General features: G+C 71.9%; 17 protein-coding genes. 5 read left to right on the forward strand and 12 right to left on the reverse strand.

Going from position 1 to position 16,909, the window contains the following annotated elements:
• The 5 genes from AB0H54_RS13265 to AB0H54_RS13285 form a co-directional block, all read right to left on the reverse strand.
• The gene (locus AB0H54_RS13265; RefSeq protein WP_357345344.1) at window positions 1–834 is read right to left on the reverse strand and encodes a class I SAM-dependent methyltransferase; all 834 of its coding nucleotides are present in this window, start codon (window positions 832–834) and stop codon (window positions 1–3) included.
• Window positions 835–907: 73 nt separating this feature from the next.
• On the reverse strand, window positions 908–1,171 hold the full coding sequence (locus AB0H54_RS13270; RefSeq protein ID WP_355275772.1) for an acyl carrier protein: 264 nt from the start codon (window positions 1,169–1,171) through the stop codon (window positions 908–910).
• Window positions 1,168–1,713 carry a PaaI family thioesterase gene (locus tag AB0H54_RS13275; protein WP_357345346.1) on the reverse strand — a complete coding sequence of 182 codons (546 nt, stop codon included), beginning with the start codon at window positions 1,711–1,713 and terminating at the stop codon, window positions 1,168–1,170. Before AB0H54_RS13275 ends, AB0H54_RS13270 begins: the two co-directional genes overlap by 4 nt.
• Window positions 1,713–2,501 (reverse strand): ferritin-like domain-containing protein, encoded by a 789-nt coding sequence (locus AB0H54_RS13280; protein ID WP_355275769.1) that lies wholly within the window; start codon window positions 2,499–2,501, stop codon window positions 1,713–1,715. The genes AB0H54_RS13275 and AB0H54_RS13280 overlap by 1 nt, the downstream gene beginning before the upstream one ends.
• 40 nt (window positions 2,502–2,541) lie before the next feature.
• A complete protein-coding gene (locus AB0H54_RS13285; RefSeq protein ID WP_357345349.1) occupies window positions 2,542–4,194 on the reverse strand; it encodes an AMP-binding protein in 1,653 nt (550 codons plus the stop codon).
• 211 nt (window positions 4,195–4,405) lie between these two features.
• Between AB0H54_RS13285 and AB0H54_RS13290 the strand changes: the two genes are divergently transcribed.
• From AB0H54_RS13290 to AB0H54_RS13305, 4 genes are read left to right on the forward strand one after another with little or no spacing between them, the layout of a single operon-like run.
• Complete coding sequence (locus AB0H54_RS13290; protein WP_357345351.1) at window positions 4,406–5,644, forward strand: cytochrome P450; 1,239 nt, start codon at window positions 4,406–4,408, stop codon at window positions 5,642–5,644.
• Window positions 5,641–6,864: a cytochrome P450 gene (locus AB0H54_RS13295; protein ID WP_357345352.1), complete on the forward strand. Its 1,224-nt coding sequence runs from the start codon at window positions 5,641–5,643 to the stop codon at window positions 6,862–6,864. The genes AB0H54_RS13290 and AB0H54_RS13295 overlap by 4 nt, the downstream gene beginning before the upstream one ends.
• Window positions 6,861–8,159, forward strand: coding sequence for an FAD-dependent monooxygenase (locus AB0H54_RS13300; RefSeq protein ID WP_357345354.1), 1,299 nt, complete (start codon window positions 6,861–6,863; stop codon window positions 8,157–8,159). Before AB0H54_RS13295 ends, AB0H54_RS13300 begins: the two co-directional genes overlap by 4 nt.
• A 30-nt stretch (window positions 8,160–8,189) precedes the next feature.
• Entirely contained in the window at window positions 8,190–9,446 is a 1,257-nt protein-coding gene (locus AB0H54_RS13305; RefSeq protein ID WP_357345356.1) for a cytochrome P450, read from the forward strand.
• A gap of 51 nt (window positions 9,447–9,497) precedes the next feature.
• On the opposite strand, the gene AB0H54_RS13310 is transcribed toward AB0H54_RS13305, so the two are convergent.
• Window positions 9,498–10,379 (reverse strand): LysR family transcriptional regulator, encoded by an 882-nt coding sequence (locus tag AB0H54_RS13310; protein WP_357345358.1) that lies wholly within the window; start codon window positions 10,377–10,379, stop codon window positions 9,498–9,500.
• 79 nt (window positions 10,380–10,458) lie between these two features.
• On the opposite strand from AB0H54_RS13310, the gene AB0H54_RS13315 reads away from it, so the two are divergent.
• A complete protein-coding gene (locus AB0H54_RS13315) occupies window positions 10,459–11,424 on the forward strand; it encodes an EamA family transporter (RefSeq protein ID WP_357345360.1) in 966 nt (321 codons plus the stop codon).
• Window positions 11,425–11,503: 79 nt separating this feature from the next.
• Here the strand turns inward: AB0H54_RS13315 and AB0H54_RS13320 are convergent, their stop codons facing one another.
• The 6 genes from AB0H54_RS13320 to AB0H54_RS13345 are packed head-to-tail and all read right to left on the reverse strand — an operon-like array spanning window position 11,504 to window position 16,900.
• On the reverse strand, window positions 11,504–12,337 hold the full coding sequence (locus AB0H54_RS13320; protein WP_357345743.1) for an alpha/beta fold hydrolase: 834 nt from the start codon (window positions 12,335–12,337) through the stop codon (window positions 11,504–11,506).
• A gap of 19 nt (window positions 12,338–12,356) precedes the next feature.
• A complete protein-coding gene (locus tag AB0H54_RS13325; RefSeq protein ID WP_357345362.1) occupies window positions 12,357–12,800 on the reverse strand; it encodes a PaaI family thioesterase in 444 nt (147 codons plus the stop codon).
• Window positions 12,797–14,509: a fatty acyl-AMP ligase gene (locus AB0H54_RS13330; protein ID WP_357345364.1), complete on the reverse strand. Its 1,713-nt coding sequence runs from the start codon at window positions 14,507–14,509 to the stop codon at window positions 12,797–12,799. Before AB0H54_RS13330 ends, AB0H54_RS13325 begins: the two co-directional genes overlap by 4 nt.
• On the reverse strand, window positions 14,506–15,747 hold the full coding sequence (locus tag AB0H54_RS13335; protein WP_357345366.1) for a cytochrome P450: 1,242 nt from the start codon (window positions 15,745–15,747) through the stop codon (window positions 14,506–14,508). Before AB0H54_RS13335 ends, AB0H54_RS13330 begins: the two co-directional genes overlap by 4 nt.
• Window positions 15,744–16,640: a class I SAM-dependent methyltransferase gene (locus tag AB0H54_RS13340; RefSeq protein ID WP_357345368.1), complete on the reverse strand. Its 897-nt coding sequence runs from the start codon at window positions 16,638–16,640 to the stop codon at window positions 15,744–15,746. The genes AB0H54_RS13335 and AB0H54_RS13340 overlap by 4 nt, the downstream gene beginning before the upstream one ends.
• Window positions 16,637–16,900, reverse strand: coding sequence for an acyl carrier protein (locus AB0H54_RS13345; protein ID WP_355275747.1), 264 nt, complete (start codon window positions 16,898–16,900; stop codon window positions 16,637–16,639). The genes AB0H54_RS13340 and AB0H54_RS13345 overlap by 4 nt, the downstream gene beginning before the upstream one ends.
• Window positions 16,901–16,909 lie beyond the last annotated feature (9 nt).

Here is a 16,909-nt window from a genome sequence, read left to right on the forward strand (position 1 = left end):
CTACCTGGCATTCCGGCAGACCAGCGCGTAGTGCTTGGTGGTGTAACCCCAGCCCGCGTTGGCGATCTCGAGATAATGGCGCAGCTTGGCGGCCAGGCCGGGGCCGTGCGCGTCGATGCGCTCGGCGGCGGCGTCGACATTGCCGATCCAGTCCTCGATGGTGCGCCGGTAGTGGTCGGTCAGATCGTCGACCGAGATCACCGAGAAGCCGGCGTTCTCGGCGGCGGCGATCAGTTCCGACAGCGGCCGCAGCTCGCCGAAGCCGAAGATGTCCTCGCGGACGAAGCCGGTGCCGTCGCGATCGTCGAAAGCGCTGCGGGTGGCCACATTACGGAAGCAGCTCTCCGACACGTACAGCGTGCCGCCGCGCCGCAGCACGCCCCGCGCGCGGCGGAACACCTCGTCGGGGTCGGGCATGTGCACGATCGATCCCAGCAGCGTCACGGCGTCGAAGCCACGGGCGGGCAGGTCCAGCTGCTCGAAGTGCCCGACCCGGGTGCTCACCAGATCGGCGACGCCGCGCGCCGCCGCCTGCTCGGCGATGTAGTCGTGCTGACGCGGCGCCGGGCTGATCCCGAGCGTCCGGCAGCCCAGCTCGCTCGCCATGTACAGGATCAGCGAACCCCAGCCGCAGCCAACATCGAGCAGCTGCTCACCGCCGCGCAGCCCGAGCCGCTCGGCGACGAAACGCAACTTGTTGCGCTGCGCCAGTTCCAGTGTGTCACTGTCGGATGCGTACAGCGCCGAGCTGTACTTGCGCAGCGGATCGAGGAACTGCCCGAAGATGTCCGGGTCGAGATCGTAGTGCTGATTGGTATCGGCGACGACGATCATGCTGCATCCTCCTGCGCATGACCGCGGGGCACTACGTGGTTACGCGTGCTGCCGCCTCCGTGCCCTGACGCGATCATGCGGACGCCTCGGCCACGGACCGTTCGACGACCGCGGTGACCTCGGCCAGGGTCGACATCCCGAAGACGTCGGCGTCCTCGAGTTCGATGTCGAAGGTGCGCTCGATGCGGGCGATCATTCGCAGCACCCGCACCGAGTCCACGCCCGCCATGGCGCGCAGGTCGGCGTCGGGGGTGAGGTCGGCGGCGCTCAGGCCGGTCTCGGCGATCGCGATCTCGGTGACCGTGCGCAGGATGGTGTCGGCAGAGGTGGTGGTCATGGCCGGGCTCCGTTCGGGGAGAGGGTGTTCGACGTGGACAGGGCGTGGTCGAGCAGGGTGACTTCGTCGTCGTCGAGGGTGAGCTGGTCGCGGACGGCGTGCAGGTTGAACGGCTGGTAGGTGGCCGTCGACGTCGCGCACACCGCGTCGTTCGCGTCGAGGATCTCGGCGTGCGCGGGGATCGGCCCGTCGGCCCGCTCGGGCGGCAGCGTCGCCACACAGCGGTATTCGCGGTCGATCAGCAGGGGCGTGAGGAAACGGGTGCGCTGGGAGACGGTGAAGGCGGGGACGTGGCGGGCCAGCACTATCAGATTGCCCATCACCTCGTCGCACACGACGCCGATCAGGCCGCCGTGCACCACCCCGGGATAGGACTCGAACGCGCGCCCGAGCCGGAACGTGGCCACCAGCGCGCCGTCCGCGCGCGGGGTGAAGGTCAGGCGCAACCCGGTCGCGTTGTGCGGGGAACAGCCGAAGCAGTGGTAGTCGGGGATCACCGACCACGGCACCTCGACCGCGCCGGGCCGCTCGCCGCCGGTCATCAGGCGATGGCGTCGGCGAGGGCGCGGCGCACCTTCGCGTTGCTGGACAGGTCGAGGCCGGTGATGCCGGCGAAGGTCCGGCGCACCTTGTCGTGCAGCACCTCCAGCTCGCCCTCGGCGGCGACCTGTTCGAGGAACAGCTCGAAACCGGTGTCGATGGTCTCGTGGTCGCCGAGCTCGGCGATCCCCGCCTTGAAGGTGCTCACCGGGTGCTTGATCTTGGCCTCGGAGCTGTAGACGTAGAGCGTCTCGAGCACCGAGGGCAGCTCCTCGGGCCGCTTCTTCAGCCGCTCGGTGGTGTAGTGGATGAACTCGCGCGCGTGCCCGGCCTCGTCGCGACTGGCGTTGAGCAGCAGCGTCTTCAGCACCGGCTCGGCCACCCAGCTCGATACCGCGCGGTACACGTGGTTGACGGTGAGCTCGGAGATGATGTTGGTGGCCAGCGTCGCCGAGGGCGTGCTGCCCGGCGCGTACGGCTCACGCATCGCGTCGACCGCGCGGTCCTCGACGTCCTCACCGATGGCGCCCAGCCAGGAGCGGAAGGCGTAGTGGTGCTGCACTTCCTGGTAGCCCCACACCACCGCGAAGGTGGAGAAGTCGTAGTCGTCGACGAACTCGTTCAGGAAACCGTGCACGGCCGCGATGACATTGGACTCGCCCATCGCCGCGCTCTTGGCGAGGGTGATGTACTCCGGGCGGACCAGGGTCGGGTCGACGGCGGCCAGGTCGAGGTCGCTCAGTTTCCAGTGCAGACGTTCGTAGTGGCGGAAGATGTCGAAGCTGTGCACTAGGCACTCCCATTCGATCGCAGGGGTGAGCGGCGCGGCGTCATCGGCGGCCGATCAGGTCGCGGGCGGCCAGCCGCTGGAGCTTGCCGCTGCTGGTCCGGGGGATGCTGCGCGGCGCGACGAGATGCACCTGCACGGCGGAGAGCCCGAGCTGGGCGGTGACGGCGGCGGCGATGGCCGTGGCGAGCGCGTTGGCCTCGGCGCCGGTGCGTTCGGTCTCGGCGATCAGGGCGATCACGTCGTCACCGTCGGGGTCGACGGCCGCGGTGCAGCGGCCCTTGTGGATGCCGTCGAGATCGCGCACGGCGGCCTCGACGTCCTGGGCGTAGTAGTTCACGCCGCGCACGGTGATCATGTCCTTGCAGCGTCCGGTGACGAACAGTTCGCCGTCGCGGCGGTAGCCGAGATCGCCGGTGCGCAACCAGCCGTCGGCGAAGCGGTCGGCGACCGCGTCCGGATCGACGGTGAGATAGCCGCCGGTGACCGGCGCGCCCTGGATCAGGATCTCGCCGACGCGGCCGTCGGGCAGGTCGGCGCCGGTGCCGAGATCGACGATCCGGATCGCGATCCCCTCGACCGCGGAGCCGACCGAGGCGACCGCCCGCGCGCCGTCCCCGGTGCGCGAGACCGGTTCGGCGACAGCGGCATCGGCGAGCCGGGCGCGGTCGACCCACTCGAAGCGCGGGGCGCGCAGCAGCGGCGGGAACGCGACGGCGAGGGTGGCCTCGGCCATGCCGTACACCCCGAACATCGTCGACGGCGCGAAGCCGGCGGGCGCGAACCGCTCGCAGAACGCGCTGACCACCGATTCCGCGATCGGTTCGGCGCCGTTGAACGCGATCCGCCAGTGGCTCAGGTCGTAGTCGGTGACCTGCTCGGGGGCGATGGCGCCGAGCAGTGCCTCGTAGCCGAAGTTCGGCATGGCGGTGATCGTGGTCGCGGTCGAGGCGAACTCGCTCAGCCAGCGCGCCGGGTCCTTGACGAACGCCAATGGCGACCATACGTGGGCGGGAATCCCGCGCAGCACCGCCGACAAGGTGCCGAACAGGCCCATGTCGTGGAACAGCGGTAGCCAGAAGCCACCCTGGTCGTCGAGGCTCAGGTCGATGCCGGTGCGGATCGCGGCCAACCCGCTCACCACATTGGCGTGGGTGAGCAGCACGCCCTTGGGGAGCGCGGTGCTGCCGGAGGTGAACTGCACGATCGCCAGGTCGTCGGGGCCGTGGTCGGGCAGCGCGTCCGGGTCGGCGACGACCTCGGTGACCAGATCGGTGGTGTCGACGAACTCGACGCCGATGTCGCCGATCAACGGGATCATCGAGGCGAACCGCGGCGACACCAGCACGGTGCGCATCCCGGCGGCCGCGGTGATCGCCGCGAGCTTGGCCGGGTAGGCGGCCGTGGCACGGGCGCCTGCGGGTAGCGGCAGTGGTGTGGCCGCCCCACCCGCCGCGGCGATACCGAAGAGCGAGACCAGGAATTCCGGCGCGTTGGGGCACAGCACGCCGACCGGCTCGCCGTGCCCGATCCCGCGCCGGACCAGTGCCGTCGCCGCGGTCTGCGCGCGCAGCAGCAGCTCGGCGTAGTCGACCCGTTCCGACACCGACCAGAATGTCGCGGGCACCCGCGGATGCGCGGCGGCGACGCCGGCCAGCAGCGTGGTGAGCGTTTCGCCCGAACGCGAGGAATTCATGCCGGAAACGACAACAGTGCCATATGAAATCGCGTTGAACGAATACCGAAATACGCGCGCCGATAATCACCGTCGATCGGCCAATTGCGCTGCCCGATAAAGATATTCGGCTATCGCCCGATCGGAGCAGGCAATAGCGCACGAATTCGCGGCGGCCCGGCGGTGACGATGAGCGGCGAAATCCCCGCACACAGACGCGTAGGAGCTGCCGGTGACTTCCGATCATGTCGCGGTCGACGACCCGACCCCGGTGCAGATCGCGGTGCTGGAGAGCGTCGCCCCGCACTGCCGCCACGACCCGTATCGCAGTTATACGACGCTGCGGGCCGCGGGTCCGTTCGTCCCCGGCCCGCACGAGGTCCACTTCGTCCCCCGGCACGCCGAGGCCCAGGCCATCCTGAGCGACCCGCGCTGGAGTCACGCGGAGGAGCCGCAGCTGCTGCACGGTGACAGCGAGGTGGAACTGCCCGGCTCCTTCCTGTGGATGGAGCCGCCGGACCACACCCGGCTGCGCGGCCTGGTCGGCAAGGCGTTCACCGCGCGCACCGTGGCGGGGCTGCACGAGCGGGCCGAGCGCCTGGTCGACGGGCTGCTGACCGCGATGCTGGCCGAGGGTGAGACCGACGCCCTGGAAGCGCTGGCCTATCCGGTGCCGCTGACGCTGATCTGCGAATTGCTCGGCGTCCCCGCCGAATCGCACGCCCACATCCGCGAGATCTCCGCGCACATCGCCCGCGGCCTCGACCCGGACACCCTGCTCAGCCCGGCCGAACTGGCCGCCCGCACCTCCGCCGTGCACGCGTTCACCGACTTCTTCGGCGACCTGATCGCCCAGCGCCGCCGCGACCCGCGCGACGACCTGATCACCGCCCTCGTGCAGGCCGAGGACGCCGGGGTGCGGCTGACCCGCACCGAACTGATCGGCACCCTGCTGATCCTCGTGGTGGCCGGGCACGAGACCACCGTGAACCTGATCGGCAACGGCCTGCTCGCCCTGATCCGCCACCCCGACCAGTTCCAGCGGCTGCGCGCGGACCCGGCGCTGTGCGGGCCCGCGGTCGACGAGATCCTGCGCTACGACCCGCCCGTGCACCTGACCACCCGGACCGCGCGGCACGAGATCGAGCTCGCCGGACGGACTTTCGCGCCCGGTGACGCGGTGATCGTGCTGATCGGGTCGGCGGCGCGCGATCCCGAGGCCTTCCCGGACGCCGACCGGTTCGACGTCGGCCGCTACCGGCCCGGTCAGCGGCCCGAGCGTCATCTCTCGTTCGGTCTCGGCCTGCACTACTGCCTCGGCGCGCCGCTGGCCCGCCTGGAGATGCAGGCCGTGCTGCGCGCCGTGTCCACCCGGGTCGAGCGGATGCGTCTGCTGGCCGAACCGCCGTACCGCCCGAACGTGGTCGTGCGCGGCATGTCCGAACTGCGAATCAGCCTGGAGGGCCGATGAGTACCGCTGTCCCCGCCGACCTCACCTTCGACGCGTTCGCCCCCGAGCACCGCGCCGATCCGTACTCCGCCTACCACCGCGTGCGGGAGGCGACCCCGCTGTTCCCCTTTGCCCTCGGCGATGTCCCGCTGACACTGGTGACCCGCTACGAGGAATGCGCCGAGGTGCTCACCGGCACCGACTGGGGCCACGGCTACGCGGCGGGGATCAGCCCGTTCCGTGACACCGCCGCCGCCATCCCCGGCTCGTTCGTCCGGATGGACCCGCCCGAGCACGGCCGCTACCGCAAGCTCGTGGCGAAAGCGTTCACCCCCGCGACGATCGGCGAGCTGGCACCGCTGGCGGGCCGCGTGGTCGACGGGCTGGTCGACGCCGCCCTCGACCGCGGTGAGCTCGACGTGCTCGACGATCTGGCGGTGCCGCTGGCCGTGGCCATGGTCGCGGTGCGCCTGCTCGGCGCCGACGCCGCCGACGGACCCAGCTTCCGCGCCTGGCAGCTGGCGATCGCGCGGGGCAGCGATCCCGACTCGCTGCTCGGCCCCGACGACATCAGCGCGCGCACCGACGCCGCGATCGCCTGCATGGGGTACTTCGCGCGGCTCATCGCCGAGAAGAAGCAGCAGCCGGGCCCCGACCTGCTCAGCGAACTGGTCACGGCGAGCCAGGACGGCGGTTTCCCCACCGAGCCCGAGGTGATCGGGATGTCGCTGCTGCTGCTCGTCGCGGGCATGGAGACCTCGATCAACCTGATCGGCAACGGCCTGCTCGCCCTGCTGCGCCACCCCGGCCAGCTGGCGCTGCTGCGCGCGCACCCCGAGCTGATCGGTCCCGCGATCGACGAGATGCTGCGCTACGACGCGCCGACCCAGTTCACGATCCGGGTCGCGCTCGACGACACCGAGGTGGGCGGGCACACCTTCCGCCGCGGCGACGGTGTCGTCGTGCTCACCGGCTCGGCCAACCGCGACGAGCGGGTCTACCGCGACGCCGACACCTTCGACATCACCCGGTTCACCGGAAACCGGCCGCCGCGTAAGCATCTCGGCTTCAGCCTGGGCATCCACTACTGTGTCGGCGCGCCGCTGGCCCGGCTCGAGGCCGAAGCCGCGATCCTCACCCTGCTGGACCGCGCGCCCGAGCTGGCCCTGGCCGACGCGCCGATCGTGTACCGCCCCAGCCTGATCCACCGCGGCATCCTGCACCTGCCGGTGACGCTGTGACCGCGCGCCGCGGGCACGCGATCGTCATCGGCGCCGGGGTCGCGGGACTCCTGGCGGCGCGGGTGCTGGCCGACACCTACGAGCGGGTCACCCTGGTCGAACGCGACGAGCTGGACGCGAAAGCGACCGTGCGCCGCGGTGTTCCGCAGGCCTGGCACCTGCACGGGCTGCTCGACCGCGGCCGGCGCGTCATGGAGGAGCTCTACCCCGGCTTCACCGAACAGGCGGTCTCGGACGGCGCGACCGTCGCCGAGGTGCTGGTCGGCACCCGGTGGTACGTCGGCGGTGCCCGGCTCGCGGCGGGCTCGACCGGACTCACCTCGGTGATCGCGACCCGTTCCCTGCTCGAGACCGTGCTGCGCAGGCGGACGCTGCGGCTGCGCGGCATCGAACTGCTGACCCGCACCACGGTGCAGGGCCTGGTCGGCGATGCCCGGCGGGTGCGCGCGGTGACCGTCCTCGGACCGGCGGGGGAGCAGACCCTGGCCGCGGACCTGGTCGTCGACGCGGGCGGTCGCGGATCGCGGATCACGCAGTGGCTCACCGCGATCGGTGCCGAGACACCCGAGGAGGAACGGCTCGACATCGACCTGGGCTACGCGTCGCGCTTCTTCCGGCACCGGCCCGGCCAGCTCGGCGGACAGGCCTCGGTCATCGTCTCGACCGGCGCCAACGGGCGCGGCGGCGGCGCGGTCCGGGTGGAGGGCGATCGGTGGCACGTCACCCTGGCCGGGATGCTCGGTGACCATCCGCCCGTCGACGACGCGGGGTTCCGGGAGTACGCGGCCTCGCTGTCGGCCCCCGACATCCACACCATCGTCCTCGGTTCCGAGCCGCTCGGCGAGGCGGTGCCCTACCGGTTCCGGACCGCGGTGCGGCGCCGTTTCGACCGCCAGAGCGCCCCGCCCGACGGGCTGCTCGTGCTCGGCGACGCGCTGTGCGCCTTCAATCCCCTCTACGCCCAGGGCATGACGGTCGCCGCGCTGCAGGCCGCGGCGCTGCGCGAGTGCCTCGCCGCCGGGGAGGCCGACCTGCCCGCGCGGTACTACGCGGCCGCCGCTGGTTCGGTCGAGGTGGCCTGGCAGCTGGCCGCCGGCTCGGATCTGCGGCATCCCGGCGTCGAGGGCAGGCGCACGGTCCGGACCCGGCTCACCAATGTCTTCGTCAGCCGGGTGCAGCACGTCGCGCACCACGATCCGCGCGTGGCCAGGACCTTCCTGCGGGTCGCCCACCTGGTCGACCCGCCCGCCGCGCTCACCGCGCCGGGCACGCTGCGCCGCATCCTCCTTCCCTGACCACCCACCGGAGAACCAGGAGACCCACCCATGACCTCCACGACTTCCCCGATCGACGCCCAGGCGGTCCAGACCGCGCTGGTCCAGCTGTTCGGGCCGGACGGCCGCGCCGATCCGTACGCCCCCGCCCGCGTCCTGCGCGAGGCGGGCCCTATCCACCAGACCCCGCTCGGCCACCATGTGCTGACCCGCTACGAGGACTGCGCGGCCGTGCTGTCCACCACCGCGTGGAGCCACGCCGAGGAAGCGGCGATGATGCACCCGACGGTGTCGCCGGAGAACGCCGCCGAGGAATTGCCCACCTCGTTCCTGTGGATGGAGCCGCCGGACCACACCCGCCTGCGCAACCTGGTCACCAAGGGCTTCACCCCGCGCATGGTGACCCGGCTGCGGCCGCGGATCGAGCAGCTGTGCGAGCAGCTCGTCGACGACGCCCTGGCCGCGGGCGAATTCGACCTCGTGGAGAAGATCGCCTACCCGCTGCCGCTGGTCATCGCCTGCGAGCTGATCGGGGTGCCCGAGGAGGCCTACGACCAGGTGCACCGGTGGTCGCAGGATCTGGCGCGCGGCTTCGACCACGACTACACGCTGCCCGAGGAATGCCTGACCGCCCGCAGCGCCGCCTCGCGCGGGTTCATGGGCTACTTCCGCGAGCTGCTCAACGAACGCCGCGCCGACCCGCGCGACGATCTGCTCAGCGTGCTGTCGCAGGTCGAGGACCGCGGTGACGTGCTCACCGAGCAGGAGCTGCTGGCCACCTGCATCACCACCTTCGTCGCCGGGCACGAGACCACCGCCAATCTGATCGGCACCGGCATGCTGCGCCTGCTGCGCAACCCCGATCAGATCCAGCTGCTGCGCGACCGGCCCGAACTGCTGCCCGTCGCCCCCGACGAACTGCTGCGCCTCGACCCGTCGGTGCAGATCACCACGCGCGCCGCGACCCGCCCGATCACCGTCGCGGGCCACGAGTTCGAGCAGGGCGAAGGCGTGGTGGTGCTGATCAATTCGGCCAACCACGATCCGGCCGCCTACGCCGACCCCGACCGGGTCGACATGACCCGCTTCTCCGACCCGATGAACCCGGCCAAGAAGCACCTCGGGTTCAGCCTGGGCATCCACTACTGCCTCGGTGCCCCGCTGGCGCTGCTCGAGATGGAGATCCTGCTCGACGTGCTGCTGCGCAAGGTCCGGACGCTCGAATTGCGGTCGGAGAACCCGCCGTTCAAGCCGAACGTCGTCATCCGCGGTCTGGAATCGCTGACGGTCGCGGTCACCCCGGCCTGATCCACCGCCCGGTCACCGCCCCGCCGGTCCGTCCGGCGGGGCGGTGTGCCGTCAGGGCTGTGCCGTCGGGATGTCCAGTGCCGCGAGGAAGGCCGTCGCCGCCGGGCTGCGACCGGTCCGGTTCCACACGACGTACTCGACGCGGGACGGCGCGTCGGTGACCTCGACGACGCACACGCCGGTGAGCTGCGGGGCGTGCGCGGCGGGCATCATCGCCACACACAGATCCGCGCCGACCAGGCGCGCGATGTAGTCCGCGGTGGTCACCTCGAAGGCGACGTCGCGGGTCAGGCCCGCCGCCGCGAACGCCAGATCCGATTGGCTCCGGCCCGCCGTGCCCGCGGGCAGGTCGACGAACACCTCGGTCGCGAGCCTGCGCAGGTCGACGGCCGGTCCGCCGGCGAGCGGGTGCCCCGGCGCGACCACCGCGACCAGCTTGCCGCGCGCGAGTTCGTGGACCGCGACCCCGCGCGGCCGGGTCGTGGTCGGCAGGCCGAGGAAGGCGATGTCGAGGACGCCCTGCTCGACCTGTGCGGCCAGATCCTCGCTGGCGCCGACCCGCAGGCTGATCCGCACGTGCGGGTAGGCGGCCCGGAACTCGCCCAGCGCGGCGGGCAGGTCGACCGCGGCGACGGTCGGGATCAGCCCCACCGCGAGCCTGCCCCGCACCTCGCCGACCGCCGCCGCCACCTCGGCCGCCGCCCGCTCGGCGGCGTCGAGACACTGGCGGGCCGCGGGCAGGAAGGCCGCGCCCGCCTGGGTCAGCCGGACCCGGCGGCTGGTCCGTTCGAACAGCTTGGCGCCCAGTTCGCGCTCCAGCCGGGCGATCTGGTGGCTCAGCGCCGATTGCACGACCAGGCACTGCTCGGCGGCCCGGGTGAAGCTGTTGGTCTCGGCCACGGCGAGGACGTAGCGCAGTTGCTGGAGCTCCATGCAATCATCGTGAATCACGATCGGTGCGGTGACAAACATGTATTGGATTCATTGATTGTCGCGCGGTTCGATGGAATCCGTGAAAGATTCGGTGGCTCAGCGGAATTCCGGCGGATTCGGTACGGGAAGGATTTCGCGCACCGCGATCACCGCGCTCGCGCCCGCGGCCTGGGGCACGACCTATGTGGTGACCACCGAACTCCTGCCGCCCGGTCACCCTCTCTTCGCCGGGGTGCTGCGGGCCCTGCCCGCCGGGCTGATCGCGCTCGCGCTCACCCGGACCCTGCCGCACGGCGCGTGGTGGGCGAAGGTCGCGGTGCTCGGGGTGCTCCTCATCGGGGTGCCGTTCCCGCTGCTGTTCGTGGCCGCCGAGCACCTGCCCGGCGGGGTCGCGGCGACCCTGGCGGCGGCGCAACCGCTGCTCGTCGCGGTGCTGGCGCTGCCGGTGCTGGGGGAGCGACCGTCGGTGCGGCGGCTGGGGTGGGGCGTGATCGGGGTCGCCGGGGTGGGGCTGGTGGTGCTCGGACCGCAGGCGGCGCTGGACGTCGCCGGGGTCGCGGCCGGGCTGGCGAGCGCGGCCGCGATGGCGCTGGGGCTCACGCTCACCAAACGCTGGGGCAGGCCACCCGGAGTCGGGCCGACCGCCTTCGCCGGGTGGCAGCTCACGGCGGGCGGACTGCTCCTACTCCCGGTGACGGCTCTGGTCGAAGGCGCCCCACCGGCCATCGACGGGCCCGGGGCGCTCGGCTACCTCTGGCTGGGCCTGTGCGGCGGACTGCTCGCCTATGTCGTCTGGTTCCGTGGCCTCGGGACGCTGCCGGTCACCTCGGTCGCGGTCCTGCTGTTGCTGTCGCCATTGGTCGCGGCCGTCCTCGGCGCCGCTCTGCTCGGCCAATGGCTCGGCCCGATCCAGCTCGTCGGCTTCGGTCTCGCGCTGGCGGCGATCGTGGCGGGCCAGCTCCCCGACAAGCCGATCACGACCGTGAAACCTCCTTCGCCCGAGAACAGTTCGTCACCGGTGTGCGGTTCGGTGACGAGCGGATGAGCCGAACCGCTGCCTCGGCCGCGGCACCGGCGTGGTCCTCGCCGGTGCCGCATCGTGGTGTGGCGGCTCGTGGTCGATGTCAGTGCACGGCCGGGGAATCGACGTCGGTGAGGAACCGGCGGAGGTGATCGGTCACCAGGTCCGGCTGCTCGAGGGAGCTGGAGTGGCCGCAGGCGGGGAGGACGTGGTGGTGGGCGTGCGGGATCAGGGTGGCGATGCGGTCGGAGCGGGCGGGTGGGGTGGCAGTGTCGTCGGCGCCGACGAGCACGAGGGTAGGGGCGGTGATCGACGGGAGTTCGGGGGCGATCGTGGGGCGGGCGGTGACGCCGTGGACGGCGTCGCGGAGCGCGACGCGCTGGGTGGCGGCCAGACGGCGCGACCACTCACGGACGGTGGCCCGGCCCGTAGCGGAGGCGAGGAAGGCGGGGCCGAACAGGTGCGGGGCGACGCGGCCGAGGACGGGGCGGTGGCCGAACCAGCGCAGGGCCCAGGCCAGGCGGTGGTATTCGGCGATCTTCGCGGGATCTTCGGCGTCGGCGCTGGTGTCGAGCAGGGTGAGCGAGCGCAGGAGCTCGGGGTGGCGGGCGGCGAGGCGGAGGCCGACGAACCCGCCCATGGACAGGCCGACCCAGTGCACCGGGCCGGTGTCGAGGGCGCTGAGCAGGCCGACGGCGTCGGCGGTGAGGGTGTCCATGTCGTAGCCGTCGGCGGTGGGCGGGGTGCTGCCCTGGCCGCGCCAGTCGAGGGTGACGCAGCGGTAGTCGCGCTGCAGGGCTGCCAGCTGGGCGCGGAACATCCAGCCGCCGAACAGCAATCCGTGGCCGAAGACGACCGTGGGCGCGTCGGGCCTCCCGGCCGGGGTGCCGGTGTCGGTGTAGGCGAGGGGCACACGGTCGACGACGACGAAGGGCATCGGGATCACGGCCTCTCGGTCATGGTGTGGCGACGCGCACGTTGCGCATCGTGACCAGCGCTGTCGCGCACAGGGTTTCGCCGGTGTCCTCGACGGAGAACACCTCGGCCGCGGCGATCGTGAGCAGGGCGCCGGGCTTGATCACCCGGCCGCGCGCGATCACCGTCGCGCCCTTGGCCGGGGCGAGGATCTTCACCGTGTAGTCGACGGTCATATTGATCCAGCCGACCGGCAGCAGCGTGCCCGCCGCCGACCCCGCCGCGAAATCGGCGAGCGAGCCGAGCACGCCACCCTGGAAATAGCCGTCGTGCTGGGTGAGTTCGCGACGGTGCGGCTGCACGATCTCGACCTCGCCGGGTTCGATCCGCCCGAAATGGAAACCCAGATGGGCGGCGGCGGGCATGGACAGCACCGCGTCGGGGACCAGCTGGGCGAAATCGGGGTTCGGGGCCTGGGTCGTCATCGGGTCGGGCTCCTCTGCTCGGGGGTGTGCGGCCACGCCTCGAATCCCGCTGCCGCGTACCGCGCACGGGCCGCCGTGCGCATGATCTTGCCACTGCTCGTCTTGGCCAGCTGGTCCGGCAGCGTCAGCACCAGGTCGCCGACGGCGAGTTCGTGCTCCCGGATCACCGCCGCGCGGATCGCCCCGATGACCTCGGCGGGATCGGCGTCGAGCCGGTCGCGGCGCAGCTCCTGCACGACCACCAGCCGCTCGCCCGCGGCACCGGGGTAGGCGAAGGCCGCCGATCCGCCGTGCCGCAGCGCGGGATGCGCGGACTGCACGGTGTCCTCGATGTCGTGCGGATAGTGGTTGCGGCCCCGGATGATCACCATGTCCTTGGTCCGGCCGACGACGTACAGTTCACCGTCCACCATCAGCCCGACATCGCCGGTGCGCAGCCAGCCGGTGCGCGGATCGTCGGCGGCGCGCGCCCGCAACAGCTCCTCGGTCGCCTCGGGCCGCTGCCAATAGCCCTGCGCCACATGGTCACCGGCCACCCAGATCTCCCCGGTCCGGCCCGCCGGACACGGCCGCAGCGTGGCGGTGTCGACGATGCGGACGCGTTCCCCGGGCAGGACCCGGCCGGAACTGACCAGCGTGCGCGCCTTGCCCGGCCGGGCGGGCTGATAGCGGCCCGCGCCGAGCGCCTCGGTGTCCACAGTCAGCGTGCGCGGGCCGCGGCCCTTGTCGCTGCCGCTGACCAGCAGGGTCGCCTCGGCCAAGCCGTAGCACGGGTAGAGCGAGGTGGCCCGGAAGCCGTGCGGGGCGAAGGTCTCGGCGAAGCGGGCCAGCGTGGTCGGCCGGATCGGTTCGGCGCCGTTGAACGCGACCTGCCAGCTGGTGAGATCGAGCTCGGGCAGCGGCTCGGCCGCCGCTCGGGCGACGCACGCGTCGAAGGCGAAGTTCGGGCCGCCGCTGGAATGCGCGCGGTACTCGCTGATCGCCGTCAGCCACAGCAGTGGCCTGCGGACGAAGGCGGCAGGCGACATCAGCACGCTGGTCGCGCCCACCCAGAGTGGTTGCAGCACATTGCCGATCAGGCCCTGGTCGTGGAACAGCGGCGCCCAGCCGACCACCGTCGATCCGCTGTCGTGCCCGAAGGCGTGCTTGATCATCTCCTGGTTGGCGGCCAGATTGCGGTGCGAGACCATGACGCCCTTGGGCGCCGAGGTGGAGCCGGAGGTGTACTGCAGGAACGCCACCGCGCCGGGCTCGATCGGCTCGGCGGGGAACTCGGCGCGCGCCATGGTGTCGACGGTCAGCCAGTACGCCTGCGGCAGCAGCGGGGTCAGCGCGGTGCGCAGCGGCTCGAGCGCTCCGGTGACGGTGAGGACGGCGGCGGGCGCGCAGTCCCGCACGATGGAGCCGGTCGCGTGCTGGACGTGCGCGCGGCGCGGCGGATGCACCGGGACCGCGATCACCCGAGCGTACAGGCAGCCGAAATAGGCGGCGAGGAAGTCGAGTCCGGGCGGGAAGACCAGCAGCGCCCGTTCGCCCGGCGCGCACACCGCGCGCAGCCGGGCGGCGACCGTCATGGCCCTGGCGTGCAGCTCGGCATAGGTGAGGTGGTCGGCCTCGGCACCGGTGTCGTCGAGGAAGCGGTAGGCGACGCGGTCCGGGGTGGCGTGCGCGCGCTCGCGCAGGACCTCGGGCAGCAGGGGCGTGCTCATCCGCGCGCTCCGAACGACACGGGCAGGCTGTCGAGTCCGCGGAGCAGGAAACTGTGCTCCTGCCAGGCGAAGTCGCCCTCCGGTGCGGACAGGCGCGGGTGCCTGCGCAGCAGCGCGTCCAGGGCGATCCTGGTCTGGAGCTCGGCGAGTGCGCCGCCGAGGCAGCCGTGCATGCCGTGCCCGAAGGCCAGATGATCGCCGGGCGTGCGGGTGATGTCGAATTCGTCGGGGCGCGGGAAGATCTCGGGGTCCCGGTTCGCCGCGCCCAGGCACACCAGGACGTGATCGCCGGCGCGGATCGTCTCGCCGCCGATCGCCACGTCCCGGGTCGCCAGCCGCTTGGTCAGCTGCAACGGCGCGTCGTAGCGCAGCGCCTCCGCGACCGCGGCGCCCAGCCGGTCGGGCGACCGGCGCACCATCGCGGCCTGGTCGGGGTGGCGCAGCAGGGCCAGGGTGGCGGTGCCGATGAGCGACTTGGTGGTCTCGGTGCCCGCGACGAAACACATGATGCAGACGAAGATCAGCTCCTCGTCGGTGAGGTGGTCACCGTTGGCGGTGCGCGCCGCGAGCAAGCGGCTGATCAGGTCGTCACCGGGCGCGGCGCGACGTTCGGCGAGCACCTCGGCCAGCGCGTCGGCGAACAACTCGACCACCGTGCGCACCCGGGTCAGGTCCTCGGCTTTCATCAGGCCGGGCTCGAGCAGGAAGCGGATGTCGTGCGTCCAGCCACCGACCCAGGCGTGCAGGGCGGGCGGCAGCGCCATCCACTCGCACAGCACCGCGACCGGGAGCGGTCCGGCCAGCTCGGCGATCACGTCGGCCTCGCCCGCGGCGACCGCGGGGCGCAGCAGCCGGTCGGCGATTGCGGCCACCAGGGGTTCGAGGGTCGCGATGGTGCGCGCCGTGAACACCTTGTTCACCAGCCCGCGCAGCCGGGCGTGCTCGGGATTGTCGGTGAACACCAGGGAGGTCCGGCCGAGCCGTTCGATCCGCGCGACCTCCGGCTGACCGAGCCTGCGGGCCTGCTCGGTCACCAATCGCGGGATCAGGCCCGCGCTGAAGGACTTGTCGTGCAGGACGGTGCGCGCGTCGGCGTGACGGGTCAGCACCCACATGCCGAGTGTCTTGTGGACCGGTCGTGCTTCCCGCAACGCCCGGTACACCGGGTACGGATCGCGCCGGAACTCGGCGCTGAACGGGTTGAACCGGATCGCCGGGCGGGCCGCGGACAGCGTCATCCTCGGCTCCGGCGCTGGAAGAAGGTGTCGGGGTAGGGGCGGGCGACGATGCGCAGCAGGCCCAGCTTGCCCATCCGGAAGCCCAGCGCCGACAGCTTCAGATACCGCTCGTACCGGGCGACGGTCTCCGCGCCGACCAGCGTGACGGCCTCGGCCCGATGCTCGCGCAAGCGCCGCGCCCACTGCTCGCAGGTCCAGGCGTAGTCGAGCCGATCGTCGGTGAGGGAGGTGATCTCGAAGATCCCGTCGGCGGCCGCGGTGATCTCGGCGAGGGTCGGCAGGTCGGCGTCGGGGAAGATCTCCTGCTGCATGAACGTGCTGGCCTGCTCGCGGCGCATATTGCCGTAGGCGATCGTCTGCAGCGACAGGGTGCCGTCGGCGGTGAGCCAGTCCCGGCAGCGGGTGAAGAACTCCCGGTACACCGCGATCTTCGCGGCGGGGGTGTCGTCGGGGCGCGCGAAGTGCTCGAACGCGCCGATCGAGATGATGCCGTCGAAGGTCGACTCCGGCCGGTAGTGCACCCAGCTCTCGGTGCGCACCTCGACACCGGGCAGGGCCAGCGACCGGACATGCTCGGCCTGTTCGTCGCTGAGCGTCAGGCCGACCAGCCGCGGAACACCGTGGGTGCGGCTGCCGCGCGCGAGGACCGCGCCCCAGCCGCAGCCGATGTCGAGCACCGACTCCGCCTGGTCGGCGCCGACCGCGCTCAGGTGGTGGCGGAGCTTGCGGTCCTGCGCGGATCCGATCGTGTCGCCGGGGGATTCGGGCATCGCGCAGGAGTAACTGAGCGACTCGTCGAGCCACAGGCGGTAGAAGGCGTTGCCGATGTCGTAGTGGTGCCGGATGGCCGCGGCCGCCGCGTCGGCGCGCGCGGCGTCGGCCACCTCGGTCACGGGCGGCCCGCGTTCGCGGTCAGCTGCTCGTGCAGGTGGCCGGCGACCGCGTCCAGGGTCGGGTTCTCGTAGAGGTCGTCGGGCGACAGGTCGACGCCGAACTTCTCCTCCACCTCGATGAGCAGGGCGACCGCCAGCGCGGAATCGACACCGAGCCGGTCGAAGTCGGCGAGCGGGTCGATGGTGGCGGCCGGGACCTCGAGCAGCTGCGCGAGATACTCCTGGCACCACGTGACGATGGCTTCTCTACTGGTGTCCACGACGGCTCC

It is taken from the genome of Nocardia sp. NPDC050718, from assembly GCF_040654235.1.
Lineage (GTDB): Bacteria > Actinomycetota > Actinomycetes > Mycobacteriales > Mycobacteriaceae > Nocardia.